Here is an 18554-nt window from a genome sequence, read left to right on the forward strand (position 1 = left end):
GGGACGTGGCTGCTCATAGGCCCCCTCCCGACCGACAGGCCGGTAGTGCTGCCGTAGCTCAGTGGTAGAGCGCATCCTTGGTAAGGCTGAGGTCGTGAGTTCAATCCTCACCGGCAGCACCATTTCTCCCATCGCAGGAAAATCTTCCCCTTCGGGGAAACCGCCTTGCAAGCGCGTGCGGCATCTCCGATCAGGCGCGTGACCAAGGAGATTGCACGATGAAGACCCGCGCCGCCGTCGCATTCGAAGCGAAGAAACCGCTCGAGATCGTCGAGCTCGACCTTGAAGGTCCGAAGCACGGTGAAGTGCTGGTCGAGATCATGGCGACCGGGATCTGCCACACCGATGCCTATACGCTGGACGGCCTCGACAGCGAGGGTCTCTTCCCCAGCGTGCTCGGCCATGAAGGCGCAGGGATCGTTCGCGAAGTCGGGCCGGGCGTCACCAGCGTTAAGCCCGGCGACCACGTCATCCCGCTCTACACGCCCGAATGTCGCCAGTGTAAGTCGTGCCTCTCCGGCAAGACCAACCTCTGCACCGCGATACGCGCCACCCAGGGCAAGGGCCTCATGCCGGATGGCACCACCCGGTTCAGCTACAAGGGCCAGCCAATCTTCCACTACATGGGTTGCTCGACCTTCTCGAACTTCACCGTGCTGCCCGAGATCGCCGTCGCCAAGATCCGCGAGGACGCCCCCTTCCAGACGAGCTGCTACATCGGCTGCGGCGTCACCACTGGCGTCGGCGCGGTGGTCAACACCGCCAAGGTCCAGGTCGGCGAGAATATCGTCGTGTTCGGGCTCGGCGGCATCGGATTGAACGTTCTCCAGGGTGCCCGGATGGCCGGCGCCAACAAGATCATCGGGGTCGACATCAACCCGGACCGCGAGGAATGGGGCCGCAAGTTCGGCATGACCGACTTCATCGACGCGCGGGGCAAAAGCCGCGAAGATACCATCGCCGAGATCCTGGCGCTTACCGATGGCGGCGCCGACTATACCTTCGACTGCACCGGCAACACCGAAGTGATGCGCACGGCGCTGGAAGCCTGCCATCGCGGCTGGGGCACCAGTATCATCATCGGCGTCGCCGAGGCCGGCAAGGAAATCAGCACCCGCCCCTTCCAGCTCGTCACCGGGCGCAACTGGCGCGGCACGGCCTTTGGCGGCGCCAAGGGCCGCACGGACGTGCCCAAGATCGTCGACTGGTACATGAACGGCAAGATCGCGATCGACCCGATGATCACCCACCTGCTCAGCCTGGAGGAGATCAACAAGGGGTTCGACCTCATGCATTCGGGCGAGAGCATCCGCAGCGTCGTGGTCTACTGAGGAGGACCCATGTTCAATCATATCGTGATCGGCTCGAACGATATCGAGCGCTCAAAGTGCTTCTACGACGCGGTGCTCGGCACGCTCGGCTTTTCGGGAGAACCGCTTCGCCACGTGGCGGCCACTGGGCACAAGCGGCTTTTCTATCGCCATGCGGGCGGCACGCTCGCCATCTCCGAGCCGATCAACGACGAGCCCGCGACCTGTGCGAATGGCGGCACGATCGGATTCAAATGCGGCTCGCCCGAACAGGTGAAGCTGTTCCACGATGTCGCGGTGGCGCAAGGCGGCCGCTCGATCGAGGACCCTCCGGGCGAGCGCGACGGCGGCATCCTCGGCGCAATGCATCTCAGCTATGTCCGCGATCCCGACGGCAACAAGCTTTGTGCGATCTACCGGGCCGCATGAGCGAGGCCATTAACCTCGCGGAGAAGTTCGCCAGCTTCACCGAGCATTGGGCGCCGCGGCTGGTCGCGAGCTACAATGGCAACGACGTGCGCATCGTGAAAGTATTGGGAGAGTTCGTCTGGCACGCCCATGACGACACCGACGACTTTTTCCTCGTGCTCGACGGCATCCTCGACATCGAGATGCGCGACCGCACTGTCACGATAGGCCCCGGCGAACTCTATGTCGTTCAACGCGGCGTCGAGCACCGTCCGGTCGCCCGCCACGGCGAAGTGCGGATGATCAACATCGAGCCGGGCGGCACCAACAATCTCGGCAAGGGGTCGCCGCAGCGCGCAGTGGTGCAAGCATGATCGAGACAGTAAGCAGCAACAAGGCACAGGGTGGGACACAGGGCGTCTATCGCCACGCCTCCTCCGTCACCGAAACCGGAATGACCTTCTCGGTGTTCGTTCCCGATCACGCGCCCGGCGCCAAGCTGCCGGTGCTCTGGTATCTGTCCGGCCTCACCTGCACCCACGCCAACGTCACCGAAAAGGGCGACTATCGCGCCGCCTGCGCCGAGAATGGCGTGATCTTCGTCGCGCCCGACACCTCGCCGCGCGGCGAGGGCGTGCCCGATGACGCTGCCTATGATTTCGGCCAGGGCGCCGGCTTCTATGTGGACGCGACCGAGGCGCCCTGGTCCGCCAATTTCCAGATGCGCAGCTATCTCGAGACCGAGCTGCCTTCGCTGATCGCCGCCGAATTCCCCGCCGACATGGCCCGGCAAGGGATCACCGGCCATTCGATGGGCGGGCACGGCGCGCTGACCATGGGTCTTCGCGACCCGGAGCGCTTCCGTAGCGTCTCGGCCTTCTCGCCGATCGTCGCGCCAAGCCAAGTGCCGTGGGGCGAGAAGGCCTTTGCCGGCTATCTTGGCGCCGACCGCGCGGCCTGGCGATCCTATGACGCCTGTGCGCTGATCGAGGACGGAGCACGGCGCGGCGAGTTGCTCGTCGATGTCGGCGCTGCAGACAATTTCCTCGGCGAGCAGCTCCGTCCCGAAATGCTCGAGCGCGCCTGCGCCACGACCGGGATCCACCTGACCCTTCGCCGCCAGCCGGGCTATGACCATAGCTATTATTTCGTCTCGACCTTCCTTGCCGAGCACGTCGCCTGGCATGCCGAAAGGCTCAAGTAACGCGCGGGTAACGCTCGCCTGCCGATCACCAAGCTGTTAGCTTCATGGCGTTTTCTTTTCTCGGGGGATTGCATCGATGACCATCAAGTTCCTGCAGCGCACGATGACCGCGCTGGCGCTGGTCCTGGCGCCCGCCGTGCAAGCACAGACCACACCGGCATCCGCTCCGGCGGCAGCGACGACCGACGCCGATCCCGCGCTCTGGGTAGTCAAGGATGCCGACACCACCATCTATCTGTTCGGCACCGTCCATGTTCTCAAGCCGGGACTGAGCTGGTTCGACGAGGCCGTGAAGGCCGCGTTCGACAAGAGCGACACGCTGGTCCTCGAGATGATCGAGCCCGACCCATCCGAGATGCAGGGGTTGGTGATGAAAATGGCAGTCAACCCAACCGGCCCGACACTCACCGAGAAGCTGCCTGCAGACAAGCGCGACGCCTATGCCAAGGCGCTCGCCGATGTCGGCATCCCGGCCGCGGCGCTGGACCGGCTCGATCCCTGGCTCGCCGCAGTGACACTGAGCGTCGCCGGCCTGCCCAAGCTCGGCTATGATCCCAATAGCGGTGCCGAGCGCACGCTGACCGCCGCCGCCAAGACCGCAAACAAGCCGATCGTCGGGCTCGAGACCGCCGCGCAGCAGCTCGGCTATTTCGATGCGCTGCCCGAGCCGCTCCAGGTCAAGTTCCTCGTCTCCACCGTCGAAGAATACCCCAAGCTTGCCGGCACGCTCGACAAGATGATCGCGAGCTGGACCAAGGGCGATCCCGATACGCTGGCCAAGACCATGAACGAGGAGATGGAGGACACGCCCGAGATCGGCAAGATCCTGCTCACCGACCGCAACATCCGTTGGGCCGACTGGATCGAGAAGCGCCTTGCCACCCGGGGGTGGTGTTCGTCGCCGTCGGCGCGGGCCATCTTGCCGGACCGGACAGCGTCCAGGCGCAGCTCGCCAAGCACAAGGTCCAGTCGACCCGCATCGCCTATTGAGGCCGGACCCGAACGCCGTCGCGGGCGTTCGGGCCTGGACCTGTTCCCGCTGGAGCAACGCATTGGCCAAACCGCGTCCCTTTCTTGGCCTGGCGGCGGGCATCGTCGCGGGGCTCGTCGCCTCAGCGGCGATGGCCGCCTTCCAGGCACAGGCATCGAAGCTGCTTCCCGACGAAGGCGGCGACGAGGATCCCGCGACCGTCAAGGCGGCCGACGTGGCTAGCGAGGCGGTGATCGGCGATCCCGTACCCGAGCCCTATCGCGAGTCAGCCGGCCAGGCGGTGCATTATGTCGTCGGCGGAGTGCTGGGCGGCATCTACGGCGTGCTTGCGGAGTACAAGCCCGAGGCGAGCACGGGCTTCGGCAGCGCCTATGGCATCGCCACCTCGGCGCTGCTCGACGAGACCGCGGTTCCAGTAGCGGGCCTGGCGCCCGCGCCGGACGAGACCCCGGCCGCCACCCATGCCTATGGCGCGGCCTCGCATCTGGTCTACGGCCTCGTCCTCGAAGGCATTCGCAGGCTGCTCGTCGGGCGACGCTAAGCCCCGACAAGTCGACCAAGTTCCGCGCAAAGCGCCTCTATCGAACTCAACGGAGGCGGTCTTTTCCACGAACTGGGCTCCGCTACGTACGAGCCATTCGTTGAGTTGCCCGATGATAGATCGACCGATCCCTTGTAGGACAGCGCTTTTTGCGGGCTAGAACAGCAATTGTTCCTGGGCCACACTGCGGCCTACCGGCCCGCCGCCGCGGCGCCGAGCCAGCTCTACCTGGGCGGTATGGCGGATGTCGACGTCGCGGTCCTGGAGGAAGCCGGCGAGCGATTCGTCGTCGATCTCGCTCCATTCCTTGCCGCGATCGGGGCCGTAGCGCACCCGCGGCAACAGCCCCGGCTCTTTCGACCATTGGATCAGCTGCGCCACGCTCGCTTCGTTGAGCATGTCGCGCAGGTGATGCGCGGTCACATAGGCATCGGGGAAGGCGCGGTGCGCCGGCAGCCCGCGCTCATGGACCAGTCCCTCGGGCTTGCGCCAATAGCGCAGCATCTGGTTCGAAAAGCCCGGCGAATCGGGCCAAAGGCGAAGCGCGCACTTCCAGGTGCAGATCCAGTCGGCGCCGCGGGTGAGCGCCGGCGTGCAGAACTGTTCCTCGAAGGTCGCGCGGTGCGCGGCGAGCGCCACGCGGCGCGGCCAGGGATCGAGGACCGGCCGCGCGACATCGTGCCACCACGGTGCGTCGGCAACGTCTTCGTCGCGGATATGGTGGATCGCCATCGTCAGCGGCGGAATCTGGCGGCCCGGATTGACCATCCGGTTGCCGCCTTCGCCTTCGATCTCCCAGCGCCCGTCGGGCTGCAGCGCGACGTCCTGCCAGCCGATCTCGACCACGCCGTGCTGCGGCGGGGCCTGGCCGGTGGTTTCGAGGTCGATGACGCGGATGATGGAGGGGGGCGGGGGCATTGCGCGTTAGGTGGGGGCTACCGCCCGCGAATGCCAGCCGAAACTTGCGGTTCGCTGCCGCGGCGCGCCGCTAGTCCGGATCGCCGGCGCGCTCGCGAACCCGGCGCGCCTTGTGCTGCTGGAGGAGATCGTCGGCGCGCTCGGCAAGCTGCTTGGTCGCCTCGATACATTCGCGGAGGCCCGCCTGCGCGTCTTCGATCTCGGAATATTCTGCGCTACGCTTGTCAGTCACAATCCATTCCCACTCGAACGGTTGAACCCCTTGATCCAGATCAAGGTTCCAACCGCTCGTCGTGGGAAATGGCTCAGTGCGCCGCTTGCGGTCCGCGCTCCAGGCCGCTGGCGGCGAGCTGCGCGTCGATCTGCGCCATCAGGCGGTCGAGCCCTTCCTGGCTCTTGGCTTCGGCACGCGCGACCAGCACGTCCTGGGTGTTAGACGCACGCAGCAGCCACCAGCCATCGGCGGTGTTGACGCGTGCGCCGTCGGTGCGATTGACGTCGGCGCCCTCGGCCTCAAGCCGCTCGAGCACTTCGTCGATCACCGCGAACTTGCGGCTCTCGTCAACCTGGAAGCGCATTTCGGGCGTGTTGATCATCGGCGGCATCGCATCCTTGAGCTCGGTCAGCGACTTGCCGGTCGAATGGATCGCGCGGATCAGCTGGACGGCGGCGAACTGCGCATCGTCATAGCCATAATAGCCATAGAAGGTGTCGGCGAAGAAGATGTGGCCGCTCATCTCGCCGGCGAGCGGCGCGCCGGTTTCCTTCATCTTGGTCTTGATCAGACTGTGCCCGGTCTTCCACATCACCGGCTTGCCGCCCAATTCGGCGACGCGGTCGTAGAGCGCCTGACTGGCCTTGACGTCGGCGATCACCGTCGCGCCGGGATCGGCCTTGAGCAGAGGCTCCGCCAGAATGGACAGGATCTGATCGCCCCAGACCACACGGCCCTGGCCGTCGATCGCGCCGATCCGATCGCCATCGCCGTCAAAGGCCAATCCGAAGTCGAGCTGCTTGTCGGCGACGAGCTTCTTGAGATCGGCGAGGTTCTTTTCCTCGGTGGGATCGGGATGATGGTTGGGGAAGTGACCGTCCACTTCGGTGAACAGCGTGTGGTGCTCACCCGGGAGCTGTGCGACCAGCTTCTCGATCACTGGACCCGCGGCGCCGTTCCCGGTGTCCCAGCCGATCTTGTACGCGCCGCCGGCATAGCCTGCGAGCAGCCGGCCGACATAGGCATCGAGGATGTCATAGTCGGTGACTTCGCCGGTGCCCTCGTCCCAGTCACCCTCGGCCGCAACCTTGCCGATCGTCTGGATGTCCTCGCCGAAAAACGGACGATGCTGGAACACCATCTTGAAGCCGTTATAATTGCCGGGATTATGGCTGCCGGTTATCTGGATGCCGCCATCCACTTCTAGCGTGGCCTCGGCATAATAAAGCATCGGCGTGGGGCCCATGCCGATGCGGACGACGTCGCAGCCCGATCCGGTCAATCCCTCGATCAGCGCCACCTCGAACTCGGGCGAGGACAGCCGGCCGTCGCGACCCACTGCGACGCGGTGCCCGCCGGCGCGGCGCAGCAGCGTGCCGAAGCTGCGGCCGATCGCGCGGGCGTCGTCGGCGCCGAGCGTCTGCCCCACGATTCCGCGAATGTCATACTCGCGCAGCGAAGTGGGGTCGAAACGATGCGTCATGGTGCCTCCCGAGAAGTGTTTGCCCGCCTAATCCCCGAGCAAGGCGGAAAGTTCAATTGCGCGAACGTAACAAGCGGATCATTTTGACGCACTGCAGCATCGCCCCGCCGTACTCTGCTAAATCCTAACGCAGCAACGTGTCGCGCGCGGCGTTGATCCGCCGGGTGAGCTCGGCCGATCCCCCCTTGTCGGGATGGACCGCGCTGACCAGCCGGCGGTGCGCGGCGCGGATCAATTCGGCGTCCGCTTCGCGCGAAACGCCCAGGATCGCGCGCGCCTCGTCCTCTGGCATCGTCACGCGCCGGGGCTTGGGCTTCGCCTTGAGCAGCAGCTGGTAGATGGCAAACAGGATCAGCGCCGCGAGGATTGCCTTGCCCATCAGGCGAACAACGGCACGGCGGTTTCGGGAAGCGCGAGTCCGGCCATCATCTCGCGCAGCTCCTGGCGTGCGGCGACGTGCGCCAGCCCCATTTCGCCGAACTCGCGGCTGTCGAGCATGGTCAGCCCCTGGGGGAACAGCTCGCGGTAGATCACCCGCTCCGACAGGCCCGAGATCACCCGGAATCCGACCCGCTTCGAGAGCTGGTCGATCGCCTCGGACACGCGGCGCATGTTGCGCGCCTCGATATGCTGCATGCGGTTGCGGAGCACTACCCAGTCGATCGTCTCGCCGTCCGCCTTGGCGCGGCGCTTGCGCGATTCCCAGATCAGCTCCGAATAGAAGCTGGGGCGCACGACCCGGAAGGTCTCGGGATCGACCTGGCCGATCAGATCGAAATCGACGAAACTGTCGTTCATCGGGGTGACCAGCGTATCGGCATTGGTCACGGCGATGCGGGCGAAGCGATCGTCGCGGCCCGGCGTATCGATCACCAGGAAATCGGCATCCTCGCCGAGCCGGTCGAGCGTCTCCGAGAAGAAATCGAGGCTCTCGCCGTCATGCGTCTCATAGGTCGGCATCGGCAGCTGGCGGCCGGTGCGGCGGATCGTCGCGAGGCGGTTGTCGAGATAGCGCCCCATGGTGCGCTGGCGATGGTCGAGGTCGAAGCACGCGACGCGCGCGCCCTTGAACGCCAGCGCAATCGCAGCGTGCACCGCGGTGGTCGACTTGCCGGTCCCGCCCTTTTCGTTTGCAAAGACGAGGACATGCAGTCGCTTCGCTCGATCGTTCAACGCCTAAACTTCCTTTATTGATCGCGCAGCCCTCCCCCATAGAAGGCCGCCCCTCACCTTATCGAAAGTGCCATTCCGTGCAAACAATCCGTCGGCTCGAAGATCTTCGCGAGGCGCTGGCCGCCTTCAGGAGCGCCGGCGAACGCGTGGCGCTGGTGCCGACGATGGGCGCCCTGCATGACGGGCATATGGCATTGGTGGAGGCGGCCAAGCGCGCCGCGGACCGCGTGGTCGTCTCGATCTTCGTCAATCCCAGGCAGTTCGGGCCGAACGAGGATTTCGACCAATATCCGCGCAAGGAAGCCGCCGACTCGCGGCTGCTGACCAATGCGGGCACCGATATCCTGTGGCTGCCGCCGGTAGACGTGATGTACCCGCAAGGCTTCGCGACCAACGTCTCGGTGACCGGAGTCAGCGAAGTCCTCGACGGCGCCCACCGGCCTGGCCATTTCGACGGAGTCGCCACGGTGGTCTCCAAGCTGTTCAACCAGGTCCGCCCCGACATCGCGCTGTTCGGCGAGAAGGATTGGCAGCAGCTCGCCGTCATCCGCCGGATGACCGCCGACCTCAACATCGACGTCGAGATCCAGGGCGTGGTCACCCAGCGCGAGGATGACGGCCTCGCCCTCTCTTCGCGCAACGCCTATCTGATGCCCGACGAGCGCGCCCGGGCAGTTGCGCTGCCGCGCGCGCTGGGCGCCGCCGAGCGTGCGATCGTCGAGGGTGGCGACCCCGAGGCGGCGCTGGCTCAGGCCCGCGACTCGCTGACCGCGGCAGGCTTCGACGTCGATTATGTCGTGCTCGCCGATGCCGAGACGCTGGGCAGCGCCGAGCCCGGCCGCCCCTGGCGGCTGCTCGCCGCGGCGCGGATCGGCAGCACCCGGCTGATCGACAATATCCCCGTCACTACGCAGGATCCCGGTTAACCTCGTTAACCATTTCTTCCGGTTTGGCCGCCAAAACCCCGAAGCAGAGGGATCAGCTTTAACTAGGGGTGGCAGCGATGGGCAGCAGCCTGAAGAGCGCACGTTTCCTGATTGAAAGCCGCCTGCGCGACGCAGCACGCGGCGACGCCGATGCGTGTTACGATCTGGGCATGGTCTATTCGAGCGGCGCCGATGGCGTCGGCGTGGACCTGGTCGAAGCGCATAAATGGTTCAACATCGCCGCGGTGTCGGGCAGCGAAGCGGCGCAGATGTGCCGCGCCGAGATCGCCGAGGACATGACCGCGCGCGAGATCAACGACGCGCAGAAGGCGGCACGCGCCTGGCTGCGCGGGCTTCAGCTCCGCGCTGCCTGAACCTGACGCCGGGCGCTGCTCGGTTGTCATTGTTGACACGTTCGCGGGTCTTACGCGACCGGCGTCAGACGACAACGCTTTGATTCAACACGATAAAGTGGCAGGCCACTCGATTCGGCGCGCCACCGACGCCCCGGCGAGGCCACGCCTAAACGCCGGTTTGGCGCGCGCAACGCGCCACCTATGCGACTGTCACGCTACGCCTTCGCACCCTCCCAGCCCCAATGGCGCCCAGCAGGCGCCGATCGCGCGACGCCCGAGCGCCACGCACCTGCCACGCCCCGGCCGAGATGAGGGCATTTCGGTCCGCGCGGAAAGTCTCAAAGGTCACAGTTGCGGGCACCAAGCCGAGCGGCAACGCTTTCCACGCACGCGCCATCACGGCGCATAGCGCGGGGGTGATCGACTCCGGACCTTTCAAAGAGCCCGAACAGCCTATCGCAGAGCCGGTGGTGTAGGACAGCACCTTTGCCGGCCCGCACGTCCCGCAACCCCGGCTTTCGCCGTGGTGCGGTACCTTACTCCGCTTTCTTTGCCGCCGGCTTCTTGGCGGCAGCCTTCTTTGCCGGAGCCTTTTTGGCAGCTGCCTTCTTCGGCGCGGCCTTCTTCTTGCCCTTGCCCTTTGCCGGCCCCGCGGCGGCGCGCGCGTCGATCAGCTGAGCGGCTTCCTCCAGCGTCAGCGCGTCCTTGTCGATCGACTTGGGCAGCGTCGCGTTGGTCTCGCCATCGGTGACATAGGCGCCGTAGCGACCCTCCATCAGCTTGATCTCGGCCTCGGTGCGCGGATGTTTCCCCAGCACCTTGAGCGGCTCGCGCGCCGCGCCGCGCGCCGGGCGACCGCCATTGGCGGCGGCTTCGGCGAGCTTGACCACGGCGGCGTTCATGCCGGTCTCGAACACTTCGGCGGTCGACTGGAGCCGTGCGTATTTGCCGGCATGCGCCAGATACGGCCCGTAACGCCCGATCGAGGCCGTGATCGGCTCGCCGCTCTCGGGATGGGTGCCCACGGTGCGCGGGAGCTTGAGCAGCTTCAACGCCCATTCGAGATCGAGATCGATATCCTTGGGGATCGATGCGCGCGCTGCCTCCTTGCCTTCGCCAAGCTGGATATAGGGGCCGAAGCGGCCCGACTTGCGCTCGACATTGAGCCCCGATTCCGGATCGACGCCCATCACTTCGGGGCCGGTAGACTCAGCCCCCTCGCCGCCCGGCTGGCCGAAGCGGCGGGTATATTTGCACTCGGGATAGTTCGAGCACGCCACGAACGCGCCGAACTTGCCGCCGCGCAGCGCAAGCTGGCCGTTGCCGCAATTAGGGCAGAGCCGCGGATCGCCGCCATCGGCCTTGGCCGGGAAGAGATAGGGTTCGAGGAACAGATCGAGCGCGGCGGTGACCTCGCTTGGCTTCTGCTCCATCACTTCGGTGGTGCGCGGCTTGAAGTCCTTCCAGAACTCGGCGAGCACCGCCTGCCATTCGGCGCGGCCGCCCGAGACGTCGTCGAGCTCCTCCTCGAGTTCGGCGGTGAAATCATAGCCGACATATTTCTGGAAGAAGCGTTCGAGGAACGCCGTTACCAGCCGGCCGCTCTCCTCGGCGAAGAAGCGGTTCTTCTCGACGCGCACATAGGCGCGGTCCTTCAAGGTCTGGATGATCGAGGCATAGGTCGACGGACGGCCGATACCGAGTTCCTCGAGCCGCTTGACCAGCGAGGCTTCGGAGAAACGCGGCGGCGGCTGGGTGAAGTGCTGCTCGGCGTTGACTGCCTTCTTGGCGGGCGCGTCTCCCGCGGACATGCGCGGCAGGCGCCGCGAATCCTCGTCGCCCTCGTCGTCCTTGCCCTCTTCGTAGAGCGCGAGATAGCCGGGGAAGAGCACGACCTGGCCGGTGGCGCGCAGACCGTGCTGGCCGCTGCCGTCCTCGAGATCGATGGTGGTGCGCTCCATCCGCGCCGAGGCCATCTGGCTGGCGAGCGCGCGCTTCCAGATCAGGTCGTAAAGCCGGGCATGATCGCCCGAACCGACCTTGTCCTTGGAGAAGTCGGTCGGGCGGATCGCCTCATGCGCTTCCTGCGCGTTCTTGGCCTTGGCGGTGTATTGGCGCGGCTTATCCGGCACATACGATCCGTCATAGCGGGTCGCGACGGCTTTCCGGGCTTCCTGGATCGCGCCGCCGTCCATCTGGACGCCGTCGGTCCGCATATAGGTGATCGCGCCGTCCTCGTAGAGGCCCTGGGCGATTCGCATCGTGTGGCTCGCCGAGAAGCCGAGTTTCCGGGCGGCCTCCTGCTGGAGCGTCGAAGTGGTGAAGGGCGGCGGCGGATTGCGCATCGCCGGCTTGGTCTCGACCGAAGCGACCGAGAAGCGGCCTTCCTCGACGGCCTTCTTGGCGGCGAGCGCAGTGCCTTCGTCGCCGATCGAGAGGCGATCGAGCTTGTCGCCCTTAAACTTGACCATGCGCGCCTGGAATGGCGTGCCGTCCTGCTCCATCTCGGCGACGACCGACCAATATTCCTGCGCGGTGAAGCCTTCGATCTCGCGTTCGCGATCGACGATGATGCGCAGCGCCACCGATTGCACGCGGCCCGCCGACTTGGCGCCGGGCAGTTTGCGCCACAGCACCGGCGAGAGGGTGAAACCGACGAGATAGTCGAGCGCGCGCCGCGCCCGATAGGCGTCGATCAGATCGGTATCGAGCTCGCGCGGGGCCTTCATCGCCTCGAGGATCGCCGGCTTGGTGATCGCGTTGAAGGTGACGCGCTCGACTTCCTTGGGGAGCGCCTTCTTGAGGCGCAGCACTTCCTGGACGTGCCAGCTGATCGCCTCGCCCTCGCGATCAGGGTCGGTCGCGAGGATCAGGCGATCGGCCTTCTTGGCCTCGTCGGTGATCGCCTTGAGCTGCTTCGACTTGTCGGCATAGGTCTCCCAGTCCATCGCGAACCCGTCCTCGGGGTTCACCGATCCGTCGCGCGGCGGCAGATCGCGGACATGGCCGTAGGAAGCGAGGACGCGATAGTCCTTGCCGAGATATTTCTCGATGGTCTTCGCCTTGGCGGGCGATTCTACGATGACGAGCTGCATGGTATCGGGTCGTTCCTTACGCGTACGCGTACGAGGATGGAGAGCGGTTCCGGGTCGCGTCAACCCGGAGGCATTCAGGCGAGTTCGGCGACCGCCGCTTCCCAGGCGCGCGCTTCGTCTTCGCGGCGGGCATGGATCAGCGGCGTGCCGGCGGTGGCAGTGGCGGGATCGACGGTGATGGTGGCGTCGTAGAGGAAGGTGGCGTTGCCGGCGATCGTCACGCTGCGATCGGCATTGGCCGTGCCGCGGACGAGCCCGCCCTTGTTGAACACGGTGATGGTGTCGCCGAAGCGCGTGCGGCCGGTGAGCGCCGCGGCGAGAGTTGAAGCGGCCATCGCGCTGCCGCAGCTGTCGGTCAGGCCGACGCCGCGCTCGAAGGTGCGGACATAGAGGTCGCCGCCCCGCTGTTCGACGAAGCTGACATTGGCGCGCGCCGGGATCAGCGCGGGGCCGGCCTCGCACCAGCTGCCCAGTGCGACAAGCTCGGCCTCGTCGACGGCATCGACAACGCTGACGAGATGCGGATTGGGCATGGCGATCGCGGTGAAGGCGCGGCTGCTCGGCAGGCCGGGGATCGCGGCCTCGATGATTTCGGGGCTGTCCACAGCCAGCCCGACGGCGGCGGTGCTGGTCGAGCCGGCGGCCTGGGTGCGGATCGTGGTGACGCCGGGGGCGAGATCGGGCTGGCGCGCGACCGTGGCGCTGCTGGTCTTGAGCTTGACCCGCGCCGTATCGAGCCCGGTGACTTCGAAGCCCCGGCGCGCGACGCAGCGCAGCCCGTTGAGGCAGGTCTCGGCCTCCGACCCGTCCGAATTCCACATCCGCATGCCAAAGGCGTGGGTGTCGTCGCCAGGAACCAGCGCGAGCAGCCCGTCGCCGCCGACCGGGCCGTCGCGGTTCGCAAGCGCGCGGGCGATGCCGGCCCATTCGGCATCGCTCAGCGCCAGCGCGCGCGCGTCGACCAGCGGGAAATCATTGCCCGAGCCGTGGCATTTGAGGAAGGCGAGCTGCATGGCGCGCCACATAGGGGCGGCGGGGCGGCGCGGCTAGAGCCCGTTGCTGCGCGAACCCTATTCCGCCGCCTGGGGCAGCACCGGGCCGCCCATCGAATCGACCCAGGCGCGATCCTTGGCGATGATCGCCGCGAAGCTCGGCCGGGCCAGGATCGCGGCGATATAGGCGGCAGCGCGCGGGTGGCGATCGGGATCGGGCGCCACGCCGATGCAGCGCAGCGTCGCGAACGGGCTGGCCACGGAAATGTCGGCAAGCGTCAGCCGATCCTCGACGAGGAAGCCGCTGTCGGGGATCACGCCTTCGAGATAGTCGAGCATCGGCGGCAGCTTCTCATATTGCGCGGCGTCGGCGGCGGCGTGATCGCACTCCTGCTTGAGCACGCGCGGCAGCACGAAGCGATTGCCGAAGATCGCGGCGCCCGCCGCCATCATCATCGTGTCGGACATCTCGTCGAACCAGATGGCGCGCGCGCGCGCCCTGGGCTCGGCCGGGATCAGTGCAGGCTCGGGATATTTGGCATCGAGATAGGCGACGATCGCGCTCGAATCCGAGATCAGGAAATCCTCGTCCTTGAACCCCGGCATCTTGCGGAACGGGCTGGCGGCTTCGAAGTCCGGCCCGCCGCGGCCCATCCCCCCGGCCTGGAGCTCGAGTGTCAGCCCCTTTTCGGCGCCGAACACCATCACCTTGCGCACATAGGGCGAAAGCGTCGAACCAAAGACGATCATGAACATTTCCTCTCGAATGCCCAACACACAAGACATCGGCTGCACGGGGCAACCGGGTTCCTCGCGACACCGCGACCCGTCTGTGCCAAGGAGAGGGCAGTGACTGTTCTCACGCTTCTCATCGCCCTGGGCATTGCCGCGGCCTTTTATGTGGTCCTGCGGCGGATCACTGTTCTGGAACAGGAGCTTCGCCGCGTCGAGTCCCTTGTCGCACGGCTCGAGCTGCGCGAGGCCCGCGAGGCGCGGCCGAAGACGGCAACCTACAGCGCGCCTTCCGCACCCGAGCGGGTTGCGATACCCGAGGAACCGGCCCCGCCAGCACAACCCGAGGCGCGGCCGGTCAAGGTGCCGGAGATGCGCGCTGAACCGCGCTTCTCGCTCGAATCGCTGATCGGCGGACGGCTGCCGATCTGGATCGGCGGCGCGGCGCTGGTGCTCGCAGGCTTCTTCCTGGTGCGCTATTCGATCGAGAGCGGCCTGCTCGGACCGGCGGCGCGGACGGTGCTGGCCGCGCTGTTCGGCGGCGCGCTGATCGGCGCGTCGGAGGCGGCGCGCAGCTTTGGCCCGACGCGCGAGGATCCGCGCGTGGCGCAGGTGCTCGCCGGGGCGGGCATCGCCAGCCTTTACGGCACGCTGTACATGGCCGCCGCGCTCTATCACCTGATCGGGCCGCTCACCGCGTTCGGTGCAGTGCTGGTGGTAACCGCCGCGGCGCTGGGCCTGTCGCTGCGCCACGGTCCGCCGACTGCGGTGATGGCGCTGATCGGCGGGTTCGCAGCACCGCTGGTCGCCGGGTTCGACGCCGCCGGGATCGGGCCGCTGCTCGTCTATCTCGCGCTGTTCATCGCCGCCTTGTTCGGGCTGGCGATCCAGCGCGGCTGGGGCTGGCTGGCGCTGGCCGCGAGCATCGCCGGCTTCGCCTGGATCAACTTCCTGATCGCCGCGCTTGGCGGGCGCCCTGGCGACCTCTCGGCGGTGGGCGCATTCACGATGCTGCTCGCCGCGGGAGCCAGCGCCGCGCTGCCCGCGACGGGCATGGACAATCGCTGGCTGCGGATCGCGCCGCTGGTCGCCGGACTGGTCCAGCTGCTCGCATTGGCGCCCGCGCTCGAATTCGGGCCGCTGGCGTGGAGCTTCTACCTCGTCCTCGCCGCCGCCGCGCTGTTCCTTGCCTGGCGCGACGCAGTCTATGCGCCGGCCGCGCTCGCCGCTGCGGGGTTCGTGCTGGTGCTCGAGGCGCTCGCGCTGATCCAGCCCGAGCGCAGCGCGACGCCGGTCGCCGCGATCGTGGCGGCGATGCTGTTCGCCGTGCCGGGGCATCTGCTCGCGCAGCGATCGCGCCATTGGGGGCTGATCGCGCTGCTCGGCACCGGCGGGCCGCTGCTGGTCGCGCACGCCGCCGCGCCGTCGTTGCTGCCCGCGCTCGGCTGGGGCGCGCTCGAACTGCTTGCCGCCGCCGGCGCAGCGCGGATCGCCTGGCAGACGCGCGACGACGACGCGCCGCTGCTCACTGCCGCAACGGCGCTGGCCGGGCTGCTCGCCGCGGTCGGGCTGGCGCAATTCGTCCCCGGCGCGTGGATCGCGCTGCCCTTTGCCGCCGTGCTGCTCGGGCTGGCCGGCTGGGCACGATACCGGGGCGCAAAGCCGCTATTCGAACTGCCGCTCTACCCCTATCTCGCCGCGCTGCTCGCCGCGGCGCTGCCGATCGCCGCTCTTGCCGACCTGGTGTTCGCGGCCGTGGCGGGCGACCGGCTGCCCTATTTGCGGCTGCCCCCGCTCGACACGCTGTTCCGCGCACTCGCGCTGCCGACTGCGGCGCTGCTCGGCGCGATGCTCGACCCGCGCATGCTGGGCCGCGCGCGAAGGCTGGTCGGCGGCGTGGCAATCGCGGTGGGCATCCTGCTTCTCTACGCGCTGGCCAAGCAACTCCTCGCGATCGCGACGCTGCCGCGCTTCGCCGCGCTCGGCTTCTTCGAGCGCGCGCTGCTCACCCAGCTCTGCCTGGGCACCGGTTGGGCGCTGCTGCGCAAGGGCAAGCTGGTCAGCCTGGCCGGGGTGCTGTTCACGCTGGGGCTGTGCCGCTTCGCCTGGTTCGACTTGCTGGTGATGTCGCCGGTGGTCGAGCCGCAATCGGTGGGCGCGCTGCCGATCGTCAACGCCGCGGTGCTCCACGCCGCGCTGCTGGCCTATTGGCTGTGGACGCTGCCGCCGCGGCCGCCGCTGCGCATCGGTGCTGCAGGAGCCACCCTCGTCGCGGCGCTGGTCGCGGTGCGCCAGGCGGCACATGGCGACCTGCTCACCGGACCGATCGGGCGCGGCGAAAATGGCGGCTATTCGGCGGCGCTGCTCGGCGTCGCCCTGTTCTGGCTGTGGCGCGGGATCGGCGCGGCGAAGCATGACCTGCGCATTGCGGGCCTCGCGCTGCTCACGCTGGTGACGTTCAAGGTGTTCCTGATCGATGCGGCGGCGCTGGACGGGGTGCTGCGCATCCTCTCGTTCCTGGCGCTGGGCCTTGCGCTGATCGGGATCGGCTGGGCGTATAACCGCTTCCTGGCGCGGCCCGCTACGCCCGCGGCCGAGCCCGGCTGATCATTCGATCACCAGCCGCCGCGGCGCCGAGGCGATCAGGGCGGCCTGCGACTGGAGAATCGCCTGGACCTGCGCCTCGGCGATCGGCCGGGCGAACTGAATGCCGAAGCGCCGCCCGTCGCTCCACGCGACGCGCACGCTGCCATGGAGGCCGCCGCATGCGAGCATGCAGTGCGTGCCGATCGGCGGCACCGAGTTGCCATAGACCAGGGCGCCGCCGACCGAGACGTTGAGCAGATGGACGCGCGTCGGCGGCGCCGCGCCGACGCTCATCTCGGCAGGCTGGAATATCTTGTACCGCGTCGCGCGGCGGTTTCGGGCGCCATCGTCCATCTGGAGCATCCTGATCCCCCGATCGCCGCAGGGAATTGCACGATCGCGGCGCGCTTTCACCTGCTTAAGATGCTTAATGCCAGAATTGTTTCATTTGTTACCATCATTCATGCGATGCCGTCAGGCCAGGCGGTAATGATCGGCGACGCGGTCGAGTGCGAAGCCGAGGACGAGCTTCCCCGCGCGGCTGGGCCAGCCAAGCGCCTTTTCGGTGGCGGTGAGCCCCTCACCCGCGCAGACGACGCGCCAGAGAACGTCCGAAAGTCCCGGGCCGGCCGCGGCGACGACGTCATCGAATCGGCGCTTGGCCGCGATCTGGGCGAGCGTGGGATCGAGCGGCTCGTGCGGTCCGCGGCGCCCCGGCGCGCGCGGCGCCGCGTCCCAGCGCATTGTCACGCGCGGGCCGAGCGCGGCGATCTCATAATCCCGCCGCAGCCGCTCGCCCGCCTCAAACTGGCGCGCATCGATGCGGCCACGTGCGAACAGCCAGGCGAGCGGCAATTCGGCGAGGTTGACCGTCACGCTGCGCCCGTATCGCCGGGGCCGCTGCGCACCGTCCGCCACGCCGTGCTCGTCGATCGTGCGTTCCGCCAACTCGCGCATAGATTCTCCTTTTGTTCGATTCGTTCCTCTTGCCATGACGGCTCGCTTGTAGGAAAGAGGGGAGCCAAATAGGTTAGGGGGCTGACCGATGATCACTGCCATTCGCGAAGTGCGGCGTGCCAAGGGACTGACGCTCGACGATGTCGCGCAACGTTGCGACCCGCCGACCACGGCGCAGACGATTGGCCGGCTGGAGACGGGGACGCGCACCGTGTCGGTCGGCTGGCTCAACCGCATCGCCAAGGCGCTGGGCGTCGAAGCGGCGGATCTGGTGCGGCTTCCCGAGCGGCCGGACATCGGCGTGGCGGCGGTTCTCGATGCGACGGGCGCGCATGCGCCGCGCCGCCCCGCCTCGGTGGTGCCACCGCATGCCGAGCCGGGGCTGGTGGCGGTGACGGTTTCGGGCAGCGTCGGCGATTATCGCAGCGGCGACGAGATCTGGTGCGACCGGCTGGCGCCCGAGGCCTTTGCCCGCGCGCTCAACCGCGATGTGCTCGTCCCCCGCCCCGCCGGCCGCTATCTTTTCGCCCGGCTGATCGGCCGCGAGGACGGCAAGCTCCATCTGCTGCCGCTGGGCGCCGGCACTCGCCAGCAGATCGTCTCCGACCCGGCCTGGATCGCCGCCGCCGTGCGGCTGGTGCGCGCCTTATAGTCAGGCCTGGGCAAGG

Annotated in this window: 19 protein-coding genes, 1 tRNA gene and 1 pseudogene; 11 read left to right on the forward strand and 10 right to left on the reverse strand. The window is 67.4% G+C overall.

Going from position 1 to position 18554, the window contains the following annotated elements:
• Nucleotides 1-47 precede the first annotated feature (47 nt).
• From AB2M62_RS15090 to AB2M62_RS15120, 7 genes and pseudogenes are all read left to right on the forward strand, one after another.
• Nucleotides 48-122: transfer RNA gene (locus tag AB2M62_RS15090), tRNA-Thr, on the forward strand.
• A gap of 96 nt (nucleotides 123-218) precedes the next feature.
• Complete coding sequence (locus AB2M62_RS15095) at nucleotides 219-1331, forward strand: S-(hydroxymethyl)glutathione dehydrogenase/class III alcohol dehydrogenase (protein WP_404335047.1); 1113 nt, start codon at nucleotides 219-221, stop codon at nucleotides 1329-1331.
• 9 nt (nucleotides 1332-1340) lie between these two features.
• Nucleotides 1341-1739 carry a VOC family protein gene (locus AB2M62_RS15100; protein ID WP_404335049.1) on the forward strand — a complete coding sequence of 133 codons (399 nt, stop codon included), beginning with the start codon at nucleotides 1341-1343 and terminating at the stop codon, nucleotides 1737-1739.
• On the forward strand, nucleotides 1736-2092 hold the full coding sequence (locus AB2M62_RS15105) for a cupin domain-containing protein (protein ID WP_404335051.1): 357 nt from the start codon (nucleotides 1736-1738) through the stop codon (nucleotides 2090-2092). The genes AB2M62_RS15100 and AB2M62_RS15105 overlap by 4 nt, the downstream gene beginning before the upstream one ends.
• On the forward strand, nucleotides 2089-2922 hold the full coding sequence (gene fghA / locus AB2M62_RS15110) for an S-formylglutathione hydrolase (protein ID WP_404335053.1): 834 nt from the start codon (nucleotides 2089-2091) through the stop codon (nucleotides 2920-2922). The genes AB2M62_RS15105 and fghA overlap by 4 nt, the downstream gene beginning before the upstream one ends.
• A 103-nt stretch (nucleotides 2923-3025) precedes the next feature.
• Nucleotides 3026-3912: pseudogene (locus AB2M62_RS15115) on the forward strand (TraB/GumN family protein).
• Between the two features lie 62 nt (nucleotides 3913-3974).
• Entirely contained in the window at nucleotides 3975-4454 is a 480-nt protein-coding gene (locus AB2M62_RS15120; RefSeq protein WP_404335055.1) for a DUF1440 domain-containing protein, read from the forward strand.
• A gap of 156 nt (nucleotides 4455-4610) precedes the next feature.
• Here AB2M62_RS15120 and AB2M62_RS15125 read toward each other — a convergent pair whose 3' ends face one another.
• The 5 genes from AB2M62_RS15125 to AB2M62_RS15145 form a co-directional block, all read right to left on the reverse strand.
• The gene (locus tag AB2M62_RS15125; RefSeq protein WP_404335057.1) at nucleotides 4611-5372 is read right to left on the reverse strand and encodes an exonuclease domain-containing protein; all 762 of its coding nucleotides are present in this window, start codon (nucleotides 5370-5372) and stop codon (nucleotides 4611-4613) included.
• Nucleotides 5373-5442: 70 nt separating this feature from the next.
• Nucleotides 5443-5604: a hypothetical protein gene (locus tag AB2M62_RS15130; RefSeq protein WP_404335059.1), complete on the reverse strand. Its 162-nt coding sequence runs from the start codon at nucleotides 5602-5604 to the stop codon at nucleotides 5443-5445.
• A 73-nt stretch (nucleotides 5605-5677) separates the two neighbouring features.
• Nucleotides 5678-7069 (reverse strand): phosphoglucomutase/phosphomannomutase PgmG, encoded by a 1392-nt coding sequence (gene pgmG, locus AB2M62_RS15135; protein WP_404335061.1) that lies wholly within the window; start codon nucleotides 7067-7069, stop codon nucleotides 5678-5680.
• 124 nt (nucleotides 7070-7193) lie between these two features.
• Nucleotides 7194-7448: a J domain-containing protein gene (locus tag AB2M62_RS15140; RefSeq protein WP_404335063.1), complete on the reverse strand. Its 255-nt coding sequence runs from the start codon at nucleotides 7446-7448 to the stop codon at nucleotides 7194-7196.
• Complete coding sequence (locus AB2M62_RS15145) at nucleotides 7448-8242, reverse strand: division plane positioning ATPase MipZ (RefSeq protein ID WP_404335065.1); 795 nt, start codon at nucleotides 8240-8242, stop codon at nucleotides 7448-7450. The genes AB2M62_RS15140 and AB2M62_RS15145 overlap by 1 nt, the downstream gene beginning before the upstream one ends.
• Before the next feature lie 77 nt (nucleotides 8243-8319).
• On the opposite strand from AB2M62_RS15145, the gene panC reads away from it, so the two are divergent.
• Both panC and AB2M62_RS15155 read left to right on the forward strand, forming a co-directional pair.
• Nucleotides 8320-9168: a pantoate--beta-alanine ligase gene (gene panC / locus AB2M62_RS15150; protein WP_404335067.1), complete on the forward strand. Its 849-nt coding sequence runs from the start codon at nucleotides 8320-8322 to the stop codon at nucleotides 9166-9168.
• Between the two features lie 77 nt (nucleotides 9169-9245).
• On the forward strand, nucleotides 9246-9542 hold the full coding sequence (locus AB2M62_RS15155) for a hypothetical protein (protein WP_404335069.1): 297 nt from the start codon (nucleotides 9246-9248) through the stop codon (nucleotides 9540-9542).
• A 518-nt stretch (nucleotides 9543-10060) separates the two neighbouring features.
• Here AB2M62_RS15155 and topA read toward each other — a convergent pair.
• From topA to AB2M62_RS15170, 3 genes are all read right to left on the reverse strand, one after another.
• A complete protein-coding gene (gene topA / locus AB2M62_RS15160; RefSeq protein ID WP_404335071.1) occupies nucleotides 10061-12619 on the reverse strand; it encodes a type I DNA topoisomerase in 2559 nt (852 codons plus the stop codon).
• Nucleotides 12620-12693: 74 nt separating this feature from the next.
• The gene (gene dapF / locus AB2M62_RS15165; protein WP_404335073.1) at nucleotides 12694-13632 is read right to left on the reverse strand and encodes a diaminopimelate epimerase; all 939 of its coding nucleotides are present in this window, start codon (nucleotides 13630-13632) and stop codon (nucleotides 12694-12696) included.
• Between the two features lie 57 nt (nucleotides 13633-13689).
• A complete protein-coding gene (locus AB2M62_RS15170) occupies nucleotides 13690-14367 on the reverse strand; it encodes a glutathione S-transferase family protein (RefSeq protein WP_404335074.1) in 678 nt (225 codons plus the stop codon).
• Between the two features lie 93 nt (nucleotides 14368-14460).
• Here AB2M62_RS15170 and AB2M62_RS15175 point away from each other — a divergent pair, with 93 nt between their 5' ends.
• Nucleotides 14461-16950, forward strand: a complete 2490-nt coding sequence (locus tag AB2M62_RS15175; protein WP_404335076.1) for a DUF2339 domain-containing protein — start codon at nucleotides 14461-14463, stop codon at nucleotides 16948-16950.
• Here AB2M62_RS15175 and AB2M62_RS15180 read toward each other — a convergent pair whose 3' ends face one another.
• Entirely contained in the window at nucleotides 16951-17292 is a 342-nt protein-coding gene (locus AB2M62_RS15180) for a PilZ domain-containing protein (RefSeq protein ID WP_404335078.1), read from the reverse strand.
• Between the two features lie 111 nt (nucleotides 17293-17403).
• On the reverse strand, nucleotides 17404-17886 hold the full coding sequence (locus AB2M62_RS15185; protein ID WP_404335080.1) for a DUF6456 domain-containing protein: 483 nt from the start codon (nucleotides 17884-17886) through the stop codon (nucleotides 17404-17406).
• Nucleotides 17887-17974: 88 nt separating this feature from the next.
• On the opposite strand from AB2M62_RS15185, the gene AB2M62_RS15190 reads away from it, so the two are divergent.
• On the forward strand, nucleotides 17975-18538 hold the full coding sequence (locus tag AB2M62_RS15190; RefSeq protein WP_404335082.1) for a helix-turn-helix domain-containing protein: 564 nt from the start codon (nucleotides 17975-17977) through the stop codon (nucleotides 18536-18538).
• Nucleotides 18539-18554: the final 16 nt, after the last annotated feature.

The sequence above is a fragment of the Sphingomonas sp. MMS12-HWE2-04 genome, assembly GCF_044881185.1.
In the GTDB taxonomy this organism is placed as follows: Bacteria; Pseudomonadota; Alphaproteobacteria; order Sphingomonadales; family Sphingomonadaceae; genus Sphingomonas.